General features: G+C 37.9%; 18 protein-coding genes. 11 read left to right on the top strand and 7 right to left on the bottom strand.

The genetic code is table 11. The features are described 5' to 3' along the window. Positions 1-28: 28 nt before the first annotated feature. From ACFSR8_RS14950 to ACFSR8_RS14940, 3 genes are read left to right on the top strand one after another with little or no spacing between them, the layout of a single operon-like run. Positions 29-403 (top strand): response regulator, encoded by a 375-nt coding sequence (locus tag ACFSR8_RS14950; protein WP_380293464.1) that lies wholly within the window; start codon positions 29-31, stop codon positions 401-403. Further along, a complete protein-coding gene (locus ACFSR8_RS14945; RefSeq protein ID WP_380293462.1) occupies positions 403-1443 on the top strand; it encodes an adenylate/guanylate cyclase domain-containing protein in 1041 nt (346 codons plus the stop codon). The genes ACFSR8_RS14950 and ACFSR8_RS14945 overlap by 1 nt, the downstream gene beginning before the upstream one ends. Before the next feature lie 12 nt (positions 1444-1455). Continuing rightward, positions 1456-2025, top strand: a complete 570-nt coding sequence (locus ACFSR8_RS14940; RefSeq protein WP_380293460.1) for a Pycsar system effector family protein — start codon at positions 1456-1458, stop codon at positions 2023-2025. Positions 2026-2036: 11 nt separating this feature from the next. Here ACFSR8_RS14940 and ACFSR8_RS14935 read toward each other — a convergent pair whose 3' ends face one another. From ACFSR8_RS14935 to glyA, 3 genes are all read right to left on the bottom strand, one after another. Then, positions 2037-2594, bottom strand: a complete 558-nt coding sequence (locus ACFSR8_RS14935; RefSeq protein ID WP_380293458.1) for a hypothetical protein — start codon at positions 2592-2594, stop codon at positions 2037-2039. Between the two features lie 4 nt (positions 2595-2598). After that, positions 2599-2922, bottom strand: coding sequence for a hypothetical protein (locus ACFSR8_RS14930; RefSeq protein WP_380293456.1), 324 nt, complete (start codon positions 2920-2922; stop codon positions 2599-2601). A gap of 362 nt (positions 2923-3284) precedes the next feature. Next, positions 3285-4559, bottom strand: coding sequence for a serine hydroxymethyltransferase (gene glyA / locus ACFSR8_RS14925; RefSeq protein WP_380293454.1), 1275 nt, complete (start codon positions 4557-4559; stop codon positions 3285-3287). A gap of 192 nt (positions 4560-4751) precedes the next feature. Between glyA and fahA the strand changes: the two genes are divergently transcribed. From fahA to ACFSR8_RS14910, 3 genes are all read left to right on the top strand, one after another. Beyond that, positions 4752-6035, top strand: coding sequence for a fumarylacetoacetase (gene fahA / locus ACFSR8_RS14920; protein ID WP_380293452.1), 1284 nt, complete (start codon positions 4752-4754; stop codon positions 6033-6035). Positions 6036-6298: 263 nt separating this feature from the next. Next, a complete protein-coding gene (locus tag ACFSR8_RS14915) occupies positions 6299-6565 on the top strand; it encodes a hypothetical protein (protein ID WP_380293450.1) in 267 nt (88 codons plus the stop codon). A gap of 154 nt (positions 6566-6719) precedes the next feature. Further along, positions 6720-7907, top strand: a complete 1188-nt coding sequence (locus ACFSR8_RS14910) for a hypothetical protein (RefSeq protein WP_380293448.1) — start codon at positions 6720-6722, stop codon at positions 7905-7907. 120 nt (positions 7908-8027) lie between these two features. On the opposite strand, the gene ACFSR8_RS14905 is transcribed toward ACFSR8_RS14910, so the two are convergent. The 3 genes from ACFSR8_RS14905 to ACFSR8_RS14895 form a co-directional block, all read right to left on the bottom strand. Next, positions 8028-9476 (bottom strand): ATP-dependent nuclease, encoded by a 1449-nt coding sequence (locus tag ACFSR8_RS14905; RefSeq protein ID WP_380293446.1) that lies wholly within the window; start codon positions 9474-9476, stop codon positions 8028-8030. A 265-nt stretch (positions 9477-9741) separates the two neighbouring features. Further along, positions 9742-11430, bottom strand: a complete 1689-nt coding sequence (locus ACFSR8_RS14900; RefSeq protein ID WP_380293444.1) for an RluA family pseudouridine synthase — start codon at positions 11428-11430, stop codon at positions 9742-9744. Next, on the bottom strand, positions 11417-11821 hold the full coding sequence (locus tag ACFSR8_RS14895) for a gamma-glutamylcyclotransferase family protein (protein WP_380293442.1): 405 nt from the start codon (positions 11819-11821) through the stop codon (positions 11417-11419). The genes ACFSR8_RS14900 and ACFSR8_RS14895 overlap by 14 nt, the downstream gene beginning before the upstream one ends. Positions 11822-11962: 141 nt before the next feature. Between ACFSR8_RS14895 and ACFSR8_RS14890 the strand changes: the two genes are divergently transcribed. The 4 genes from ACFSR8_RS14890 to ACFSR8_RS14875 all read left to right on the top strand — a co-directional run bounded on the left by ACFSR8_RS14890 (position 11963) and on the right by ACFSR8_RS14875 (position 18695). After that, complete coding sequence (locus tag ACFSR8_RS14890; protein ID WP_380293440.1) at positions 11963-14707, top strand: sensor histidine kinase; 2745 nt, start codon at positions 11963-11965, stop codon at positions 14705-14707. 52 nt (positions 14708-14759) lie between these two features. Next, on the top strand, positions 14760-15380 hold the full coding sequence (locus tag ACFSR8_RS14885; protein ID WP_380293438.1) for a response regulator: 621 nt from the start codon (positions 14760-14762) through the stop codon (positions 15378-15380). 76 nt (positions 15381-15456) lie between these two features. Further along, complete coding sequence (locus tag ACFSR8_RS14880; protein WP_380293436.1) at positions 15457-17844, top strand: T9SS type A sorting domain-containing protein; 2388 nt, start codon at positions 15457-15459, stop codon at positions 17842-17844. 98 nt (positions 17845-17942) lie between these two features. Then, positions 17943-18695, top strand: a complete 753-nt coding sequence (locus ACFSR8_RS14875; protein WP_380293434.1) for a LamG domain-containing protein — start codon at positions 17943-17945, stop codon at positions 18693-18695. 95 nt (positions 18696-18790) lie between these two features. On the opposite strand, the gene ytxJ is transcribed toward ACFSR8_RS14875, so the two are convergent. After that, positions 18791-19177: a bacillithiol system redox-active protein YtxJ gene (gene ytxJ / locus ACFSR8_RS14870; RefSeq protein WP_380293432.1), complete on the bottom strand. Its 387-nt coding sequence runs from the start codon at positions 19175-19177 to the stop codon at positions 18791-18793. 353 nt (positions 19178-19530) lie between these two features. Between ytxJ and clpB the strand changes: the two genes are divergently transcribed. Next, entirely contained in the window at positions 19531-22134 is a 2604-nt protein-coding gene (gene clpB / locus ACFSR8_RS14865; RefSeq protein ID WP_380293430.1) for an ATP-dependent chaperone ClpB, read from the top strand. Positions 22135-22231: the final 97 nt, after the last annotated feature.

The following is a 22231-nucleotide window of genomic DNA, read 5'->3' as shown; positions in this document are numbered from 1 at the left end:
GTAAATTTAACTAAACAACTAACCACGTATGAAAATTTTAGTAGTAGATGATGAAAAAGATGTCCAAATCTTATTTCAACAACGGTTTAGAAAAGAAATTAAAAACGGTGACCTGAATTTTATGTTTGCATTTTCCGGTGAGGAAGCCATAGAAACTTTACAAGACATTGAACAGGAAGCGGTACTGATACTGTCTGATATTAATATGCCCGGTATGAGCGGGCTGGAACTTTTGGATTATATTAAAAGACATTACGACACTCCGCCTCCAGTGGTGATGATGATAACAGCTTATGGTGACGAAGAAAATCGAAGAAGTGCCAAAATATTGGGAGCCGATGCGTTCCTCACCAAACCTCTGGATTTTAAATCCTTAAAAGACGAACTTCTAAAATTGAGCTAATGACAAAAATATTAGTTGTAGATGATGAAACGGATTTGGAAATTCTGATTAAACAGAAATTCCGAAAAGAAATACGTGGCAACAAGTATGAGTTTCTTTTTGCTATAAACGGCATTGATGCTCTGGATAAACTAAAGGACCAACCTGATGTTGATATTGTTTTAAGCGATATTAACATGCCCGAAATGGATGGTCTTACCCTGCTTACCAAGTTAGGTGAATCCCGTCCTTTAATTAAGTCTGTTATCGTTTCGGCCTACGGCGACATGGAAAACATCAGAACCGCCATGAACCGCGGTGCTTTCGACTTTATTACCAAACCTATAAATTTTGAAGACCTCAACATTACTGTTGAAAAAACCATTAAACAGGCTAATCAATTGAAAGAGACCTTAAGGGCCATCAAAGAGAATAATATTTTAAGAATGTACGTTGATGAAACCGTGCTTAATTTTATGGGCGGTAAAGAATATGAATCTACAGTTATGGCCAGTGAAACCATTGAGGGTACTGTTTTATTTATTGATATTTGCGGATTCACGGCCATTAGCGAATCCATTACGGCAGATAAAGTAGTAAAATTGATTAATAATTACTTTGATGTGATGGTTAAAGAAATAATGGATCAAGAGGGCTATATTGACAAATTTATAGGCGATGCCGTCATGGCTGTTTTTAGGGGAGATTATCATTTAGACCGGGCCATAGATGCAGCCCTAGCAGTTCGAGATCGTATCAATAACTTATCGGCTTTTGGTGAAGACAATAAATTTCAACCTAAGGTTTCCATAGGAATCAAAAGTGGAGAAATGGTGTCCGGAAATATTGGGTCCTCTAGCTTAAAACGCCTGGACTTTACAGTTATTGGAGATACGGTAAATACGGCGGCCAGGCTACAGGATGCTGCTGGAGAAAATCAAATTGTTATTTCCGAAGATTGTTACCAAAAAATTAAGGAATCCTTTGTTTGCGAAAGTCTTGGGAACATTTCCGTGAAAAACAAATCTAATCCATTAAATATTTATGCCGTTATAGAATAACCACCAAAATCAATGAGTCACATGGAAGAAGAAGATAACATAAAACAAGTGCCAATAGTAGAAAAAAATAAACACCTTGATGATCTTGTGGATCATTATTGGGGCAGCATTAACTATATTTTCAACCTTATCAGAGCCTCTGAAATTAAAGCGGGTCTTATTTTATCGTTTTATGGCATCATGCTCAACTTTGTTTTTAAAAGTGTGGGCACAATTTTGGAATCGGACAAAGACAACACTGGATTCTATATTATCGCGGGCTTTTGGATTATCTCCACTGTCATCTCTATTTACTATAGTATCAGATGTTTTATGCCGAAAATCGAAGGCAAATTTGATAAGAATATTTTCTTCTTTGATGATGTCATCCAGAAATATGGAAACATTAAGGAATTTTCCCAAACATTTTACAGCATTAGCAAGGATGAAGATGAATTATTTGACCAATTAGGACAACAGATTTATGTTAACTCTAAGATTGCGTCAAGTAAATTCAAAAGTATTAATCGCTCCATAAGGTTTTTGGCAATTGGGCTGTTTATAATGATTATCCTAGGGATTTATTATGTGATTATTGGGTGATTTTGCCGTGTTCAGTCCTTAAGCTTCCCCCAAAACACACTGGCTTTGGAATTAAAGGGATTTCCGGAGGCCCGGCGCAATAACACTACTTGACCGCAATGCCAAAGGGCATCAGCGATGGGGCCGTTGATTAGGTTCCAAAAAGGATATTTGTGGTTGTCGAATTTTGATAAGTCTTCTGTAGCACTTAAAATATCCGAAGCCATTTTAAAATTTAGAAGGGTTTGTTTTCGCTTTTCTTCAAAGCGCATGTCTTCACCGTTTTTCTGTTTAAAATCTTTCAAAATTGACTTTAATATGAAATTGGACAGTCCAAATATATGATCGATGGTTTCTGCTGAAGTTCGTCCTGAATCACTGGGTTTATAGGCCAAATCTTCCGGCCGTAAGCCTTCCGTAGCCCAATAGTAACGAAACCCCAAACCGTCCACCATTCTTGAAGCTACAGTTCCGGCTGTATAGTTTTCTGCATGGTCTGGAATTTCGGCGTAAGGTAATTTAGTGTTATCCTGTGCCATAAAATTTGTGGAGATTAAAAGGGAAATTAGTACTAATCTTAGTTTCATCATTTTGTTATTTGGGATCTAGGCTCATGACATAGTCATAGCTCTGGTTAAACAATTTGGCCATTTTATCCAAATCCTCAAGCAAAGCATCAGGTATCAACACATAGCCTTTCATTACGGCTCCATAGGATTTGTAGAGCGAAGAATTAAATTCAGAAATGTATTTTTCTTGCACCTCCTTGGAGAATCGCACTCCTATCTCCCCTGCTTTATTCAGTAACGTAAACATGTGCCCATTCGCAGAGGTATAAATCATGGATTTTCCTTTCCTTTCAAACCGCGGACATTTGTCCACAATGGCGTCGTAAATCTTTAGTTTTTCTTCCCACATGTTTTCTGAGTTGATTATGACTTTAAATATAAGGCTTCTTAAATTTGATTGCCTAAAAGAAATCTAAAAAAATGATACAGGTTTTGCCAGATTTAAATTGAACATGCCTGCTTCCGCGTTAAGGATAGAAGCGGCATCCTTTTGCTTGGTTGGAGTTGGGCACGAATCTTAAAAATTTAGAACTGGATTTTCGATGGATTCCTGCCTTTGCACGAATGACAGAAAGCAAAAGATATAGCGGATAGCCTGACCCGAGGACGATTGTTTCAAATAACACCCTAAGCTTGCATCGAGGGTAACGCCCAAAATGAAAAAGCCCGAATATTGAATTCAGGCCTTAAACTATATTATATATTGTTTTTTTATGCCACAAACAACGGCTTATCAGCCATCATGGCATTCACCTTGTTCTTTACACCTTCAATAATTGCTTCATCTTCATGGTTGCTCACCACTTCATCAATGAGGTCGGCAATCGTTGCCATGGCATCCTCTTTTAGGCCACGCGTTGTAACGGCGGCAACACCCAAACGAATTCCTGAAGTTACAAATGGTGATTTGTCATCAAATGGCACCATGTTTTTGTTCACGGTGATGTCGGCTTTTACCAAAGCTTCTTCTGCTTCTTTACCAGAAACGTTTTTATTGCGAAGATCGATCAACATACAGTGGTTGTCGGTACCACCAGAAATAATCTTATAATCCTTATCTACCAATGCCTGGGCCAAAGTAGCCGCATTCTTTTTCACCTGTAATTGGTACTGTAAAAATTCATCCGTTAAGGCTTCGCCAAAAGCGATGGCTTTAGCCGCAATGATATGCTCTAAAGGTCCTCCTTGGTTCCCTGGGAAAACAGCAGAATCCAACAAAGAAGACATCTTTCTTAATTTTCCACTCTTTAAGGTGATTCCGAATGGGTTTTCAAAATCCTGACCCATCATAATCAGTCCACCTCTTGGTCCTCTTAAAGTCTTATGAGTGGTCGTGGTTACAATATGACAATGCGGTAATGGATCATTTAAGATACCCTTGGCTATTAATCCTGCTGGGTGAGAGATATCGGCCAACAGAATGGCACCAACGCTATCTGCAATTTCCCTAAAACGTTTAAAATCTATATCGCGCGAATAAGCAGATGCACCGCAAATGATCAATTTTGGTTGCTCTGCCGTTGCTATCTCATGTATTTTATCGTAGTTTAAAACCCCGGTTTCTTCCTCAACTCCGTAGAACGCAGGATTGTACAACTTTCCTGAAAAGTTTACTGGCGACCCGTGGGTTAAATGCCCACCGTGCGATAAATCGAAACCTAGGATTTTATCACCGGGCTTTAAGCAAGCGGCAAATACTGCCGTATTCGCTTGACTTCCAGAATGTGGTTGTACGTTAACGTAAGCCGCGCCGAACAACGCTTTTGCCCTGTCTATAGCAATTTGCTCTATTTCATCAACTACCTCACAGCCTCCATAATAGCGCTTACCCGGGTAACCCTCGGCATATTTATTGGTTAAAACGGAACCTGCCGCCTCCATCACCTGTTGGCTTACAAAATTCTCCGATGCGATTAGTTCGATACCATGTAATTGGCGCTCTTTTTCGGCCTGAATTAATTCAAAAATTTGTTCGTCGCGTTGCATAACTTTTACGTGTCGTTTAATAATTCGGCAAAAGTAACAAATAGAATAGTTAAAAACATCAAAAAGGGTAGATTTACTTACCAAGTTATGCACGATTTATTAACCCTAATCTTAAACTTAGATTTTGTCGTTTTTTTTATCATTTAAATGAAAAAATTATGTAGGTTTGGAATAGACTAAAAACAAAACCCTATGCCTTTGTCCGCCAACAATCCAGATAGAACGTCGTGGTTGCACGTCGATAAAAATTCCGATTTCCCCATACAGAATATCCCTTTTGGTGTGTTTTTAACCCGTGATGACATCATCACCATCGGGACGCGTATTGGGGATACGGCCATCGATTTGGGTGCTCTGCACCAATTGGGCTACTTTGACGGGATAGCATTGACCGATGACATCTTTTTGCAAGATTCGTTAAATGATTTTATTGCTGATGGTCGAAAGACCTGGCGCTCGGTGAGAAATCGTATTGCTGAAATATTTGATGCTGAAAACCCCATTTTAAAAGGGAATAAAAAACATAAGGAAATTGTATTGTTCCGATTGGATGAAATTGAAATGAAGTTACCCGTGGATGTTGGCGATTATACCGATTTTTATTCCAGTATTGAACATGCCACCAATGTTGGAAGCATGTTCCGCGACCCAGAAAATGCATTATTGCCCAACTGGTTGTATATACCAGTAGGGTATCATGGCAGGAGCTCGTCCATTATTCCATCGGGAATACCGGTGCATCGACCTCAGGGACAAACACTTCCCGGAGATGCAAAAGAGCCCGTTTTCGGGCCTAGTAAATTAGTTGATTTTGAATTGGAAATGGCGTTTATTACTACGGACGCCAACGACTTAGGCGAACCCATTCCCATTGAAGAGGCCGAGGAATACATTTTTGGATTGGTGCTGCTTAACGATTGGAGCGCTCGCGATATTCAGAAATGGGAATATGTGCCTTTAGGACCATTCTTGGCTAAAAATTTTGCTTCGTCCATTTCACCTTGGATTATCACTTTGGATGCATTGGAGCCTTATCGTGTTGATGGGCCAAAACCAAAGAAAAAACAACTACCCTATTTACAATCCAAAGGCCCAAAAAGTTTTGATATCAACCTAGAAGTAGCCATTCAACCCCAAGGCTCAAAGGAAACTACAGTAAGCAAGTCCAATTTCAAATATATGTACTGGAATATGGCGCAACAATTGGCACACCATACCGTAAACGGTTGCCCTGTAAACTCTGGTGATATGATGGGTAGCGGTACAATTTCGGGGCCGACGGAGGACAGTTACGGCTCCATGCTGGAACTCACCTGGAAAGGTGAAAAACCACTGAAAATGGCCGATGGCTCCGAACGGAAATTCATCAACGACAATGATACCGTAATTATGCGGGGCTACTGCAAAAAGGATGGCACCCGAATTGGTTTTGGCGAGGTCTCTACCAAATTGTTGCCTGTTTTTGGAAAAAAGTAAGCCCCTCCTTCCCGATAACTATCGGGACTCCCATGGGGGAGGAAACCCTACTCAAGCCTGAAAATTTATCGGAGTTTTTAGGTCATTGAAATTTTCAATATTCTGAGGTGTTAATAACTTTCAGAATATTCTCAAATCTGGCTTTGAAAATTAGCATATTTAGTCATAATTTTATTCTTCTCAATTGAGAAAGCACAAAGACACCCCAAGTCCACTTCCATAAATTTTGACAATAGTGTTGTTTCACTCTCAAAAAAAATTGAATGGAAGGAAGTACTGCAATCATTATCAATCTTTTACCAGCCTTTTTTACTTTTCTTGTAGCTATAGAAAAAGTGGTGCACTACTACACCAATCCTTGGGCCAACGAAAACCCACCCATATTGAACATTATATTAATAGCACTTTGTTTGGTCTGTATTGTAATTGGGGCTTTACTAAGTAGTTTCATTGTGATTTCAATAAACGTCTTAGGGATTCTGGTAAATGCCTATTTTCTCTATACCCATTTCAGCTTGAAGTCTGATTAGGTTTTAGATTACAGCCTGCTATATTTAGTAGTTATAAACTTACATATTTAGACTTACACTTGCATTTCATCTGATTTATTAGCATTTCATAGGTTTTATTATTATTTTGGCACCACATTTGGAAAGGTAACCCCAAACCTATAAACCTTAACCCATGAAAAGAATTTTACTTACCTCATTACTATTGGCCTTTATTTTGTCGTGCAGTACTAGACGACAAATGGAAAAAACCATAAGCTATGGCAATTACGACCGCGCCATAAACGATGCCATTGGCAAACTAAGCATTAATAAAGATCGACGAGGAAAAGCAGATATTATTATGCTATTGGAAGAGGCCTACAATAAAGCCGTAGATAGAGATTTGAACGACATCAACCTTTTAAAAAAGGACAACAATCCGGAAAACTACCTAAGAATTTTCAATGGATACGTTAGCTTGGATAATCGTCAGGAAAAGCTAAAACCCCTATTACCGTTGCAGGTGCAAGGCAGGGCAATAAATTTCCAGCTTCAGGATTATTCTGATGAACTCATATTTTATAAAAATGGTGCATCGCAACGTTTGTATAACAATGCCCAAGCCCTTATAAATTCAAATAATAAATTGGATATCAGGGCGGCATATGATCAATTAAGTAAAACTGAAAGCATCAACCCGAATTTCAAAGATACGAGAGCGCTTATGCAAGTAGCGCACCAAAGGGGTACCGATTTTGTATTAGTGGATATGATTAACGATTCTGGGAAAATTATTCCTGTACGTTTGGAAAACGACCTGTTAAATTTCAGCAGTTATGGCATCAACAATTTTTGGATGCAATATCACGGTACGCCGGAGGAAAATGTGAACTACGATTTTAATTTAAGAGTGAACCTGCGGGGCATTAATATTTCGCCTGAGCAAATCAAGGAACGCCAGATTATCAAGGAAAAGCAAATTGCCGATGGAAAAGAGGAACTGATAGAAGACGGCAAAGTGGTAAAAGACAGTTTGGGCAATGCCATAAAAGTAGATCGAATGCGTACTGTCCGATGTGAATATTACGAATTCACCCAATTCAAAGCCTCACAAATAACGGGCAATGTGGAGTATATCAATTTACAGAACAACCAGTTGATAGATGCGTTCCCAATTACCAGCGAATTCGTTTTTGAGCATATTTACGCTACTTCACGTGGTGACCGACGCGCCTTGGAAACAAGCCTTATTCCATTTTTGGAACGTCGCGCTGTACCCTTCCCTACCGAAGAACAAATGATTTATGACACAGGTGAGGATTTAAAACTGCAACTGAAACAGATCATTAATTCGACTTCTGTAGCTGTGGCGGGGATTTAAAAGATATTATAAGAACTCCCTTTTCAAGAGAGTTTTTTTGTATTTATCCTAAATAATATGCGTAGGACGACCGAAAGGAGTCTTACGTCATATTTAGTGTAACAGGATAGGTATTTACATTTACACCAATCGCATCATTATTTCTATTGATTCAATTAATTCAGTTTCAGTATAATCTACATTACTTAAATTTTCAGGATGATGGATTTTGTGTCTTATATATGTCATTAACGTTACTAGTGTTGCCGGTTGTGGAATACCTTGGATTACCTTAATCCAATTTTTCGTTTGAACTTGACCTTGTTGAATGAAATATGCTTCAATCAAGTTGGTTGTATGTGCATTGTTTGACCATTGTAGATGTCCATAAAGTTCGTTATGAAATTCAACTGTTGGCAATCCAAAAGCTTTATAATTAATTTCACCCCAGGAAGGACTCCAAGGAAACAAATTAGATGCTGTGACGCTATCAAATGATATTTTATCATTTCCATCTTTGGTGCAAACTGTAAGTTCGGTATTTGGTTTATTAACACAATCCTGATAAACATAAGGAGAATGCGTTGTGCAAATTATTTGATTACTATTGATTATATAGTCAAAATAGGGAATTAGTGATTTTTGAAGTTTAGGGTGGAGATGTAGCTCTGGTTCATCAATTAAGATGATTATATCTTCTTTTGAAAGTGTGGCCAATGTTTCAAGAAAAACCAAAGAAACAAGCAACTCTATACCAGAGCCTATTTGATTAGTTTGTAGCTCAACATTGTTAATAACCTTGCTTAAAAACATATTATTGAAAGGGGCATTGGAATCAAGAATCTTTAACTCCAAGGTAGGTACATTGAATTTTTGTAGTTTGTTATTTAGCGAGTCAAATGTTTTCTTGATCAATTTCTTATCGATAGTATCGATAATATCTGTTTCGACTTTTGTTTTATCTACTGGAATCGATGACGCTGGATTGGAGTTTCGTATATTTCTTTGAAATCTCCAGTTAAAATCTTCAATTACAGTTTCAATTGAAGTTCTAAACCCCTTTTTAATCTGTTTTTCTCGTGTCCTTGAAAAATAAAAACTTCGTGGCAAACCTTCTGTTTGAACCGGAAAGGACAATAATCTTTCGTCAAATCGAAAATCTGACCCGTTTTTCCTTTTTTGAACCCAACCATTAGCTGAATCTTTTTGTCTGTTTGGCAGAACATAATGTTGAGTTACTACTAACTCAGTAAACATTTTACCGGCTTTAGCTTTGTCTCTTTTTTTAGCTCTCAAGAATATACCATCACAAACAACAGTTTGCTTTGTAAAGCCATCTGGAAGAAATGCATTGAAGGTTGTGTCGAATTTGATTTGAATTTCTATTGGATCATCTGTTCCTTGATAAAAGTCTGTGAAATTCATTCTATCGGAAAGAAAGCTTGGTGATAAGCAAAAGTTCAACGCCTCTAACAGGGCTGTTTTAGCGACTCCATTTTCTCCAATCAATATAGAAAGACTATTTAAATCCAAATCTTGGATTTCTTCTATACCTCTAAAGTTCTTAATATTTACTTTTTCAATTTTCATAAAATCCAGATAACGGTTAGATATGGATTCATTTTAATGAACTATATCGTTCGATACTGAAATCAGTTCAGCACAAGTAAACGAAGTTCGGATTTTACCATCAAAAAATCAATACAAACTTATCAGTATTTATAAACAAAACCGTCATTACGAGGGAGGTACGACCGAAGTAATCTCACTCAACAAAAAGACCTATTTTGAATAATCATAAATGATTCGTAACCATAAATTGTAGATTGCTTCGTTGCACTCGCAATGACGGAGACTAAAAAGGCACCCCACAAACCACCTCCAAAACCTCCTGCGTCACGGGATGTAAAAAGGTTATTTGTTCCGCATGCAAGAACAACCGCTCCCCTCTTTTACCATATAAGTCATCTCCAACAATTGGCGTATTTAATCCATCCGCGTGTGCCGAATGTACCCGTAATTGATGGGTACGCCCCGTAATGGGGTAAAAATGAATCCGCGTTTTGCCGTGTTTTACTTCAACCACTTCAAATTTGGTTTTGGCAGGTTTACCGTGTTCAAAACATACCAACTGCTGTGGACGGTTATCCAAATCCACGCGCAACGGCAAATCGATGATGCCTTCTTTTTGAGTGATTTCACCATCTAATAGCGCAACGTAGCGTTTTTTAACTGTGCGGTCAATAAACTGTTTTTGGAGGTTTTTATGGGTCTTTTCATTTTTGGCCACCAACAATAATCCCGAAGTGGACATATCCAAACGGTGCACCAACAAAGGGCCTTTCGCCTTTGGTAAATAGCGTCGCATTCGTGTCAATACCGATTTCTGAATATGCTTCCCCGGCACGGACAAAAACTCATGAGGTTTATTGACCAAAAGCAAATAGTCGTCTTCATAAACGATTTCCAAAGGTGCGTCATATTCGGCAACACTTTCAATAGGATTATCTTCAACTACCAAGCCCTGCATCATATGTCCCAAAATGGGTTCACATTTGCTTCGGCACGAGGGATAAAACTGTTTATGCTTTCGTACTTCGGATTTTGGAGATGCTCCCCACCAAAACTCTGCCATGGCAATGGGCTTTAAATTATGCTCATATGCATATTGAAACAACTTCGGAGCCGCACACTCCCCCGAGCCTGCTGGCGGTGGTACTTGGGCATTATCAAAAATATCGAGCAAATCCTTGGTGTCACCTTTGGCATTGAGAAATCGGTACTGCTCGTGCAAACGTTTTTGAAGTGAAGCTGATAAAGTCGCACGCTTTTTCTTTAGAGTTTCAATTGGGGCTAAAACCTTTTCTAACTGCTGTTGCAAATTTTCAATTTTAGCCTGCCCTTCCGCTTTAAAATCCCTTAATCTAAAATGATAATAAATGCTTTGTTTGTCCAAATCCTTTAAAACCACTTCAGATTCTCCAGGTGACAGTTCGGCTAGGGCTAAATCCCGCTTCGCTTTGCGTGCTTTTTTTTTGGCTTTTAATTCTGCTTTAAAAGCATTTAACTCTTGATCAAAAGTGTTTTGCCCCTGTTCTAAATCCTGTTTCGCATTTAGCAATTCGGGTGCAGTTTCCAATGCTTCAATTTGACGGTTTAACTCATTGAGTTCGGTTTCTCCTTTTTTATAAAAACCAGTGGCATCCAAAGTATCGAACACAGTTGGCACAAAGCCTTTGTGGGCATTGCTCTCTGCCAATTTTCCTGAAAAGGCTACCAGATAGCCTAAAACGCCCTTTTCATTTTGCACCACCATCACGCCAAACATCTTCCCGATAACCAAGCCTTTAGCTTCAGGCCGCAATCCAAAATTATGCTGAAAATCAGTTTGCTCCTCTAAATAGTTTTGCAAATTTCTTGAAGCCAGCCTGCTCAGCTCGTGCGGTTCGTAGTAAAACGGAAAGGTGAATTTCTTTGGGAGCTCAATTTCCAAATCAAGATCCAACGGATGAAAAAGTGTATCGGTAAATTTAGCAGTTGCCATCTTTCAAAAAACCCCCAGAAAGCATCCTAGGCGCATCTTTTACATTTTGGTTGTAAAGATACACCCAAGCTTTTATAGCATCACCATTTTTGGTAAAACAATCGATGATTTCCCGTTTAAACAAACTTGAGGCCTCATCCAAAGGGTTATAACCTTCATAATCGTCCAAAACCTCGAAAACAGTGGCCGTTTGTTTTAATTTAAAAATAGAGCCGTAAACAGTATCGCCGGAATCAATACTTCGTATTGCACCCGGAAACCAAGATATTTTGAAGAGTTTCCCCTGAAAATAGCCTTTGCCAACGTATTCAGAATTACGCAATAAAAAGCGGTACATGTCATTATCCAAATCTTTTTGTAGCGTACCATAAACGAATAGAAAATCCAACATAAAACTTTAAAAGTAAAAATACATAACTACATGAAGCATGTAGGTCTAAAAATTCTATTCTTTTTGTATTTTGTCTTTTTGAAAACCGTTATATACATACTTTTAATCTTGTGCAGTTGCACCATTTTTGCCCAGCAAAAAATGATGCATTTTAACACAAACAATGGCCTACCGCATGATATTACCTACGGATTGTTTCAGGACAGCTCTGGGTACATTTGGATTGGAACGGACAGCGGGCTGGTAAAATTTGATGGGCACCAGTTCAAAATTTACACTTCCAACGACGCCTTATCATCAAATTTTATCATTGCTATTAATGAGCTGTCCAACAAAAATTTGGCGATTGCTACATGGAGAGGTGGTTTGAACATCTTCAACCCATATACGGAAGAAATAATCTACTATCTGGAGGGGCCCAAAAAATTATCAAATATCGAAATTTTCAGGGACACACTTTACAACTATCATGACTATAGGAACAACGTATTTTGGGCGGACGATGATGAAATTCGACACAAAAAAATAGTTTATAGCCCAAACGAATCCAACCGCTTGAAAGAATTTGATATTAGTCGTACGGATTTGAGTTCTGCAGAATTTAAGGTAATTGAGGATTCCTTATATTTATTTTCATCGCGAAAATACAGACAACCCCTTAAAGGCATTTATATCCAAAGAGGGAATGAAAAAGTTTTGAAGTTTCCTTTTTTAGAACATAAAATAATCACCTCTTTAAACAAAGTCAATAAAGATGTTTTTATAGCTGGCCATGAAAATGAAGCCATACTTTTTAATCAAGATAAAATCCTCGAAAGTTTTCATCTAGACACAGGAAATACCCGAATATTAAAAGTTGAAACACAAGGAGATTATGCCTATTTAATGAACGCAGATGACAAGGGTTTTATGCAGTTGTTTTCGTTTAATTTGAAAACTAAGCATAAGAAGAACCTAGCTGAAGTGTATGGTATTAAATCAACCATTTCGGATTTTATGTTCGACCATGAATCGAATTTATGGATATCAAGCTTTGGAGATGGACTTTACTGCATTTTCCCTGAAGACACCGCTGTAAAAAACATTCCTCTCAACAAAAACATTGTAGATATTGCTTTTTTGGACAATAAGGCCTTTTTACTTTCAAATAGAAATGTATTTGCCATTGAAGATTATGCGCTTACTGACAGTATTGCCTTGCAGGGGTTTGGAAAGCATATTATCAGATTTAAGGATAGTATAATCATCAGCTCTTTAGAAATAAATTCAAATTCGCTTGGAGAAAATATTTGGGAACACTATGGGTATCGGAGGTTTTATCTTGAAAAACACGGAAGCATCGTCATTAGTAACAAAATCGAATTCAAGGATTTATCGAAACACTGTGGATACGACAAACTTAGATATAATGTCTTTGACGCTTTCGAACTTTCTGATAATCTCTTTTTCTGCACCAATGATGGTCTTTATCGCTATCATGAAGATGCAAACAAAATTGAAAAGCATCTTACGAGCAATAAGGCTTTGGACAACAGTATCATTAATACTTCAATCCAAAAAAAAGACTCTATATTTCTTGGAACCAACACTGGGCTTTGGGCATTTTCTGGAAATAAAAGTGATTTAATAAGTCAAGACGGCGACCTTATAAACCAACAAATTAATGCCTTATTTCTAGACCATGACGATAAGATCTGGATAGGAACCCAATCCGGTGCATCCATCTTTCATAATGGAGCGTATAGAAATTTAACCCAAGAAAGCGGATTATTGTCGTCTTATGTTAGCAAAATCAAAGAAGACGGCAACAATAACATTTGGATTACGGGGAACAAAGGTGTTTCTATTATAAAAAATAACGGGACACTTACAAAAACAAATCCACCAATTCTCAATATCACTCAAAAAGACAATCGGTTTTATTATTCGTCCATTTCGTTTAATAGGACAAAACTTATCAACCAATACCAACTAAACGATGAAGCCTGGACAAACCTTGATAACCGAAGCGGAGTTCTGGATTTCAGCAATTACAAAAAAGGAGATTACACTTTAAAATTAAGATCGAAAAAACTGGATAGTGATTGGGCTATTTCAAGAAAATACATATTCGCAATTACTATACCATGGTACAAGGAAATGTGGGTCCTATTTTTTTTAAGCGCTGTTGTAGCTTCAGCTATAATCCTCTTCATTTTAAAACGGCTAAAACAGTCAAAACTTAAAACAAAACAATTGCAAAGCGCCATTAAAAAAAGAGAAGCACTTGAAAAAGAATTGGTTGCCGTAAGGCATAATATTGCCCAAGATTTCCATGATGACCTAGGTAATAAATTGGCACGGATTTCAATTCTATCAAGCTTACTAGAAGGCGAATCGAAAAGTTTGTATCCCGAAAACAAGGAATTGTTATCCCAGATAAGCACTGACGCCGACTATCTTTACAAGGGTACCAAAGACTTTATTTTTACTTTGAAAAACAAAAGTGATTACCTAGAGGAGGTTGCAACTTATATTTCTGATTTTGGAGAAGACTACCTAAAACAGTTCAACATTGTTTTTGAGGTGGAAAAACAAATCACATCAAACGTTAAACTACCATATTATTGGAGCAAGCAAATCATTTATATTTTTAAGGAAGCACTCACGAATATTGCTAAACACGCCCAATGCGAAAAAGTAGATCTAACTTTCGAATATAACAGTACTGATCTGAAGATTTGTTGTAAAGATGATGGCAAAGGCTTCAAATTTGAACAGGTAAGAAATAAAGGTGGATTGCAGCATATAGAGGAAAGGGCAATTTCTATTGGATGCGATCTGACCATAGATTCAAACGAAAATGGCTACGGAACTAAAATTGTTTTTAGAGGAAAACCACATTAATCATGTGGGCTAAAAATACCGGCCACCTATTATATTTATTGTTTTTAGAAGTATGGAACATAACATCGTTATCATAGAAGACAACATCCCATTATCCAAAGGATATGAGAAAATAATTGGCAAAACTGAAGGTTTTAAAGTCGTAGCCACTTATCATAATTGTGAAGACGCCATTGAAAACTTAAAGCACGATAATCCCATAATCGTTTTGATGGATATTGAGTTGCCAAAAATGAACGGCGTTGAAGGCACTAAAAAAATAAAACAACTTAATCCCAATATTGAGATTGTAATTGTAACGGTTTATGAAAACTCTGAGACCGTGTTTGATGCGTTATGCGCTGGGGCTTCAGGGTATATTACCAAAAACACCTCGCCATCCCAATTAACCTCGGCTTTAAAAGAAGTAATGGACGGCGGTGCGCCAATGAGCATCAATATTGCAAAAATGGTGGTGCAGTCATTTAGAAAATCCGCAAACTCCATATTATCAGAACGGGAAACTGAAGTTCTCACGCTATTAGCCTCTGGTAAAAGCTACAATAGCATTGCTAAAACTCTTTTTATTAGCGTAAATACGATTCGTTTTCATATTAAAAATATCTACGAAAAACTTCAGGTATGCACACGTGAAGAAGCCATAGAAAAGGCAAACAAAGAGCGCTTGATATAAATTCTACATATTTTATGTAGTCCAAGTAATGGGCTATACTGGTAGTTTTGACTCATAATTTTTAACCAAATTTATTATGAAACAATCTTACCTATTATTCTTATGTGCTTTATTGTGCAGTTTTCTCAGCGCACAAACAACCGCAATTCCAGATGCAACCTTTGAAAACTTTCTTATTTCACAAGGCATTGACACCAATGGCGCCAACGGAAATATTTTAAATGCCGACGCCCAAAGCGTTACAACATTACTTATTTCAGAGGTACCTGTAAGCAACTGGAGTGGCATTGAAGCCTTTATTAATCTTACGGAATTAAGAATTACTGCATCTGGGCCAACATCAACCAATCAAGCGACTGCAACTTCCATCAATTTAAGTGCATTGACCAATTTAGAATATTTAATGTATCGCCGAAATGCGCACTTAACTTCCCTGGACGTATCTGCTAACATTGCTTTAAAAACTTTAGTGGCAAGTCAAAATACGGTACAGACTCAATTGATTCTTAATTCTGGGTTAACTGATCTTAATATTTTTGGAATTGGACCCGCTGGCGGACTGACAATCAACTTTTTGAACAGTACGGCTTTACAAAACCTTGTTGCGTATGGCGGTAAATTAACCTCGCTTGATTTATCAAATTGTAATAATTTAATTGATGCTGAAATTTACTCATCAACATTATTGAATTCCATAACCTTACCAACAAGCTCATCCCTAGAGAGGCTTAGAGCCGATGGCTTGGTGGCTTTATCTAGTATGGATTTATCAAAACAATCCAACCTAAAAATACTCAATTTAGGCGGGAGTTCGGGATTAACAAGTATAGATTTATCAAACAATATAAACCTAGAAACCATTAATGTTAAGGATTCCCCAATCACTAATATCGACTTTAGCAACACCAGCGTTTTAAAATCCATTAACGCTGAAAATACGGTATTTACATCGGTAGATTTGTCTGATTGCCTGGGGTTAGAGGTAGTTTTATTTAAGAATTCCAGCTTAACAAGTTTAGACTTGAGCAATCAGGCGAATATAATCGATATAAATTGTAACAACAGTAGTAACCTAAATTCTGTGACACTCGCACCAACAAATACCCTAACAGATTTTAGATCCGAAAACACAGTTATCGGTACTTTAGATTTATCGAACCAAACGGCTTTATCGACTTTATTTATTTTACCAAACAATAGCCTAACAACTCTTAATGTATCAGGCTGTACAAGCATCAGCGATTTAGATGTGGGTAACGGCAATACAGGCAATGTAAGCAACCTTAACGTTTCAAACTGCACAGCTCTGGAGACATTAGATTTTAGAGATAATAACATTAATGTTTTAACTCTTGGCTCTTCCCTACCTAGTTTAACTCACATTTATGGTATGAATAATCAACTTTCTACTATAAATCTAAGTGCTTTTACAGCTTTAGAATTTATCGATTTGAGCAATAATTTTTTGAATATCCTTACTCTAGGCACGCATAATAGTTTAACAGAAATCAATGCATCGGGAAATGATATCTCAACACTTAATATTACCGGTGCTCCTAGTTTGCAAACGCTTAATATGGAGACGAACAGTTTGTCGTCTCTAGACTTTTCTAACGCTACGAACCTTCAGTTTTTGAACCTAAACGACAATAATTTTAATACCATTAATGTATCACCAGCTATCAGTTTGTCTTCCTTTACTATTAATGATAACACAGGCTTAACAGGAATTACAGTTGGAGCTAGCAGCCCTATACTTGTATTAAGAGCAATTAATTGTAATTTATCAACACTTGATTTATCAAACTTAATTAACCTAAACTCTTTAGAAGTGGGCAATAATAATCTGTCAAGTCTAGATTTCTCTAACATTAACAGTATTGTTGTTGTGGATATTTCATATAATCAATTTACTACGTTACCAAATATTCCGGCCTCTGCGAATGCGATTAATTGTAGCAATAATTTAATTCCCCTGTTAGATTTTTCAAGTTTTAACATTTTAGGAGACCTAGTATGTGGTAACACAAGTTTAACTAGTTTAAATGTTAAAAACGGCACCAATCAGACCAATAATCTAATTGTAAACTCTACCGGAAGCCCAAACTTAGGGTGTATTGAAGTAGATAACGAAGCCGACGCTAATGGAGGCAATGTACCATATTTTATGTGGCAAAAAGATGCCGGAACCGTATTCTCAGAAAATTGCGCTTCGCTATCGACAGAAAACTTTGGTACTGATAGAGTTGCTCTGCATCCAAATCCAATTCAATCAGAATTCAAATTGGATTACAGAAATCAAAACATTAAAAGTTTACAATTATATAGCCTTCATGGGCAACTTATAAAACATTTAAACCCTTCTTTAAAACGTTTTGATGTTTCCAATTTAGGCAACGGGATTTACCTACTTAAAATTGAAACAGAGTTTACAAGTTCAACCTTAAAACTCATAAAAGAATAAGTGCTGGATAAATTCAAAAAGTACATATTAGAAATCTTTCTTTTTACATTTTATTCACTTCTAACCATAATATTTTATTTAACCCTAAATCTTTTACAATGAAGACAACATGTTTAAAAACCTTAGCCTTTATGTTAATTGTTACATTTTCATGTAGCAACAATGACGACGGAAATAACCAACAAACGGTGAACGATGGCCCATTCCCGTCAGACGGACTACTGGCCTACTACCTATTTAACAACAATAGCAACGACAGCTCAACAAACAGCTACCATGCGACTGGTAACAATATTGTATATGAAGAAGACAGAGAAGGCAACCAAAGTAGTGCGGCCGCTTTCAATGGTTTTAACGCTTTTGTTGTCTTTCCAGAGGAGATACGCTTTAAACCGATGCAATCCTCTACCCTTTCGTTTTGGATAAAAACAGGAATGCAATCGCGGTACGATTTGTTCGATCAAAGAATCGGCTCTTCAAACAGCAATAATCATAATCACGGCATCATTGTAAACGCATCAGAATATGGAAACATGCAATATGTGTACCCAAACTATAATGAAAATGAGGGTACTAATATAAACGAGACGATTCCCGTTAGAGATGCTTGGACTCATTTTGTTTATGTGAAAGACGCAACCAACGGCATAATGAAAATTTATGTAAACAGTGTTGAAGTGTACAGTGGATCATTCACAGACCAAGATTTTAAAATCAATGGAGAACTTCTTCTGGGCGTAAACTACAACGAAACGTATCGGTTTGAAGGTCATATAGATGACATCTTCATGTACAATCGTTCACTAAACACTTCGGAGATTACAAAACTTTTTAATTACATGCCCCAATAGAGTGGTTAATAGCTGATTTTTGGTTTAAAGTTGGTTAAATCAATATGTAAGAAGGGCTTCATGGAATATCCCATGAAGCCCTTTAAATTTTACTATTATACAAATCTAGACAGATCCACCTCGTTTACTTGTCCGTGGGAGGCATGCGCCACCAACTCCCCATTTTTAACCACCAAAAGCTGTGGTGATTCGTGCATCAATTGAAACTTTTCGGCAACTAAATCCGAAATATTCCGATAGCTCAAAATATCCAAATAGTACAAATCCAGCTCCTTTTCGCCAAAATTATAATCCTTGATAAACTGGCGTTGCACCATACTGCTGATACCACAGCGCGTAGAATGCTTAAAAATAACCTGAGCAGTAATCCCAGATTTCTGTCTTATATAATCGATTTGCCCCGCGTCGTTTAACGGAATCCACGGCAGTACCTTTTCCTCCCGCTCCGTTTTTTCACCAAATAATTTATTCAATAATCCCATTTATGCTATTAATTGTGCTTTCAAGGTTAAACGTAAAGTATGCGCTTTTAGTGTAATTAATTTTGGGCGTTACCCACACCCTTCGAGTTCCTCAGGGCAAGTGGGTCGGGCTTTACGTTCCAAGTCCTCACTCGTACCTCGCTGTGGGCTTTCCACTGCAATCCCTAGCGCACCACTCTTGCGCACTTACTCATACATACCCTAAGTCGATTATCTTTTCCATAGCTTACAACTGACTAAAAGTCACGTTCTTCAGAAAAAATCAAGACATTTTGTCTTAAAATACGTCGCTTTCGGAATTGGTAAGATAATTGACCTAAAGGAAGCGTAAAGGTAAAAAGAAAATACAACAAATGAACTTAAATAATTATACAATAAAATCACAAGAAGCCATACAGCAAGCCCAACAAATTGCTCAAGACTTCGGCCACCAACAAATTGAAAATGAGCACATTTTCAAAGGTATTTTTGAGGTGGACGAAAACGTACTGCCGTTCATTTTGAAAAAACTGAATGTCAACGTTTCTATTTTAGAACAGGCCCTAGATAAACAATTAGAGAGTTTTGCCAAGGTTTCCGGAGGCGATTTAATGCTATCGCGCGAAGCTGGAAAAGCATTAAACGAGGCCTCGATTATTGCCAAAAAGATGAAGGATGAATTTGTATCCATCGAGCATTTGATTTTGGCCGTTTTTAAATCGAATAGCAAAATTGCCCAAATGTTGAAAGACCAAGGCGTAACCGAAAAAGGTTTGAAAACAGCGATTGAAGAATTACGCAAAGGCGAAAATGTGACTTCCCAAAGTCAGGAGGACACCTATAATTCATTATCTAAATACGCCAAAAACCTGAACCAATTGGCAAAGGACGGCAAGTTGGACCCGGTTATTGGTCGCGATGAGGAAATCCGAAGGATACTTCAAATTTTATCCCGTCGTACCAAAAACAACCCCATTTTGGTGGGTGAACCAGGTACCGGAAAAACAGCAATTGCCGAAGGCTTAGCACACAGAATAATTGATGGAGACATCCCTGAAAACCTAAAAGAAAAGCAAATTTTCGCATTGGATATGGGCGCGCTGATTGCTGGAGCCAAATATAAGGGTGAGTTTGAGGAACGACTAAAGGCCGTCATTAAAGAAGTAACAACAAGCGATGGCGATATTGTTCTCTTTATAGACGAAATCCATACCCTTGTTGGGGCTGGAGGCGGACAAGGCGCTATGGATGCCGCTAATATTTTAAAACCTGCCCTGGCCCGTGGCGAACTGAGAGCCATTGGCGCAACCACTTTGGACGAATACCAAAAGTATTTTGAAAAAGACAAAGCCTTGGAGCGTCGTTTTCAGAAAGTAATGGTAGATGAACCCGATACCGAAAGTGCCATTTCCATTTTGCGTGGTATTAAAGAAAAATACGAGACACATCACAAAGTACGTATAAAAGACGATGCTATTATTGGTGCGGTGGAACTATCGCAACGCTATATTACCAACAGATTCCTACCGGATAAAGCCATTGATTTGATGGATGAGGCGGCTTCTAAAATGCGGATGGAAATCAATTCAAAGCCCGAGGAATTGGATGTTTTGGATAGAAAAATCATGCAGTTGGAAATTGAGATTGAAGCCATTAAGCGTGAAAAGGATGAAAGTAAATTAAAATCCCTACGCTCCGACCTGGCTAATTTGAAGGAACAGCGTAACGATATATTCGCCAAATGGAAGAGCGAAAAAGAAGTGGTTGACAACATCCAAAACACAAAATTGGATATCGAAAACTTCAAGCTAGAAGCCGAAAAAGCGGAACGCGAAGGGGATTACGGCAAAGTGGCCGAATTGCGTTACGGCAAGATAAAAGAAGCCCAAGAGCAACTTGAAGCGCTTCAAGAACAATTAAAAGCACAATCCGAAAACTCTTTGATAAAAGAGGAAGTCACCTATGATGATATTGCAGAAGTGGTTGCCAAATGGACGGGTATTCCTGTAACAAAAATGCTGCAGAGCGAACGCGAAAAGCTACTGAAATTAGAGGATGAACTGCACAAACGCGTTGTTGGCCAGGAAGAAGCCATCGAGGCCGTTAGTGATGCCGTAAGACGGAGCCGGGCTGGATTACAAAACCCACAAAAACCTATCGGTACATTTTTGTTCTTAGGCACAACAGGTGTAGGTAAAACGGAACTGGCAAAAGCGCTTGCCGAATATTTGTTTGATGACGAAAATGCGATGACAAGGATTGACATGAGCGAATACCAAGAGCGTCATGCCGTAAGTAGATTGGTGGGCGCACCTCCAGGGTATGTGGGTTACGATGAAGGTGGTCAATTGACCGAAGCCGTGCGTAGAAAGCCCTATTCCGTGGTATTGTTGGATGAAATTGAAAAAGCACACCCCGATACCTTCAATATTTTGTTGCAAGTTCTTGATGAAGGGCATTTAACGGATAATAAAGGTCGTGTGGCTGATTTCAAAAATACTATCATCATCATGACGTCTAATATCGGGAGCCATATCATACAGGAACGATTTGAGGCGACTAAAGATATTGATTCCGCCATTGAAGCTTCAAAAGTAGATGTATTGGCGCTTTTGAAACAAAGCGTAAGACCAGAGTTTTTAAACCGAATTGACGACACTATTATGTTTACACCACTTACAAAGAAAAACATTGTCGCCATCGTAGGTTTACAGCTTAAAAACGTGACGAAGATGCTGTTGCAACAAAACATCACTTTTGATGCTACTTCGGAAGCCATTAGCTATTTAGCTGAAAGAGGCTACAATCCCGAATATGGCGCAAGGCCAGTGAAACGGGTGATTCAAAAAGAAGTCCTCAACGCCTTAAGCAAGGAAATTTTGGCTGGAAAAGTAACAACAGACAGTAATATTCTACTGGATGCCTTTGACGACCAATTGGTCTTCAGAAATCAGAGCGATTTGGTAGAAAATGCATAAAATTTAGTTTTGGTTGGTTAGTAGAAAAGCAACGCGATTCTTTTATTAAGATGAACGTTGCTTTTTTCGTTTTTACTGTACATCGGGAACTTTGCCA

The sequence above is a fragment of the Hyunsoonleella rubra genome, assembly GCF_042684665.1.
Lineage (GTDB): Bacteria > Bacteroidota > Bacteroidia > Flavobacteriales > Flavobacteriaceae > Jejuia > Jejuia rubra.
Note: the sequence above shows the minus strand (reverse complement) of the source record. Positions and strands in the feature narration are given on the sequence as shown.

Coding starts and splice junctions, on each gene's coding strand:
- fahA (WP_380293452.1), top strand. CDS start 4,752: ATGCCTTTGTCCGCCAACAATCCAGATAGAACGTCGTGGTTGCACGTC.
- ACFSR8_RS14905 (WP_380293446.1), bottom strand. CDS start 9,476: ATGAAAATTGAAAAAGTAAATATTAAGAACTTTAGAGGTATAGAAGAA.
- ACFSR8_RS14930 (WP_380293456.1), bottom strand. CDS start 2,922: ATGTGGGAAGAAAAACTAAAGATTTACGACGCCATTGTGGACAAATGT.
- ACFSR8_RS14890 (WP_380293440.1), top strand. CDS start 11,963: ATGATGCATTTTAACACAAACAATGGCCTACCGCATGATATTACCTAC.
- ACFSR8_RS14875 (WP_380293434.1), top strand. CDS start 17,943: ATGAAGACAACATGTTTAAAAACCTTAGCCTTTATGTTAATTGTTACA.
- ACFSR8_RS14940 (WP_380293460.1), top strand. CDS start 1,456: ATGAGTCACATGGAAGAAGAAGATAACATAAAACAAGTGCCAATAGTA.
- ACFSR8_RS14910 (WP_380293448.1), top strand. CDS start 6,720: ATGAAAAGAATTTTACTTACCTCATTACTATTGGCCTTTATTTTGTCG.
- ACFSR8_RS14950 (WP_380293464.1), top strand. CDS start 29: ATGAAAATTTTAGTAGTAGATGATGAAAAAGATGTCCAAATCTTATTT.
- clpB (WP_380293430.1), top strand. CDS start 19,531: ATGAACTTAAATAATTATACAATAAAATCACAAGAAGCCATACAGCAA.
- ACFSR8_RS14895 (WP_380293442.1), bottom strand. CDS start 11,821: ATGTTGGATTTTCTATTCGTTTATGGTACGCTACAAAAAGATTTGGAT.
- ACFSR8_RS14880 (WP_380293436.1), top strand. CDS start 15,457: ATGAAACAATCTTACCTATTATTCTTATGTGCTTTATTGTGCAGTTTT.
- ACFSR8_RS14935 (WP_380293458.1), bottom strand. CDS start 2,594: ATGATGAAACTAAGATTAGTACTAATTTCCCTTTTAATCTCCACAAAT.
- ACFSR8_RS14885 (WP_380293438.1), top strand. CDS start 14,760: ATGGAACATAACATCGTTATCATAGAAGACAACATCCCATTATCCAAA.
- ACFSR8_RS14915 (WP_380293450.1), top strand. CDS start 6,299: ATGGAAGGAAGTACTGCAATCATTATCAATCTTTTACCAGCCTTTTTT.
- ACFSR8_RS14945 (WP_380293462.1), top strand. CDS start 403: ATGACAAAAATATTAGTTGTAGATGATGAAACGGATTTGGAAATTCTG.
- ACFSR8_RS14900 (WP_380293444.1), bottom strand. CDS start 11,430: ATGGCAACTGCTAAATTTACCGATACACTTTTTCATCCGTTGGATCTT.
- ytxJ (WP_380293432.1), bottom strand. CDS start 19,177: ATGGGATTATTGAATAAATTATTTGGTGAAAAAACGGAGCGGGAGGAA.
- glyA (WP_380293454.1), bottom strand. CDS start 4,559: ATGCAACGCGACGAACAAATTTTTGAATTAATTCAGGCCGAAAAAGAG.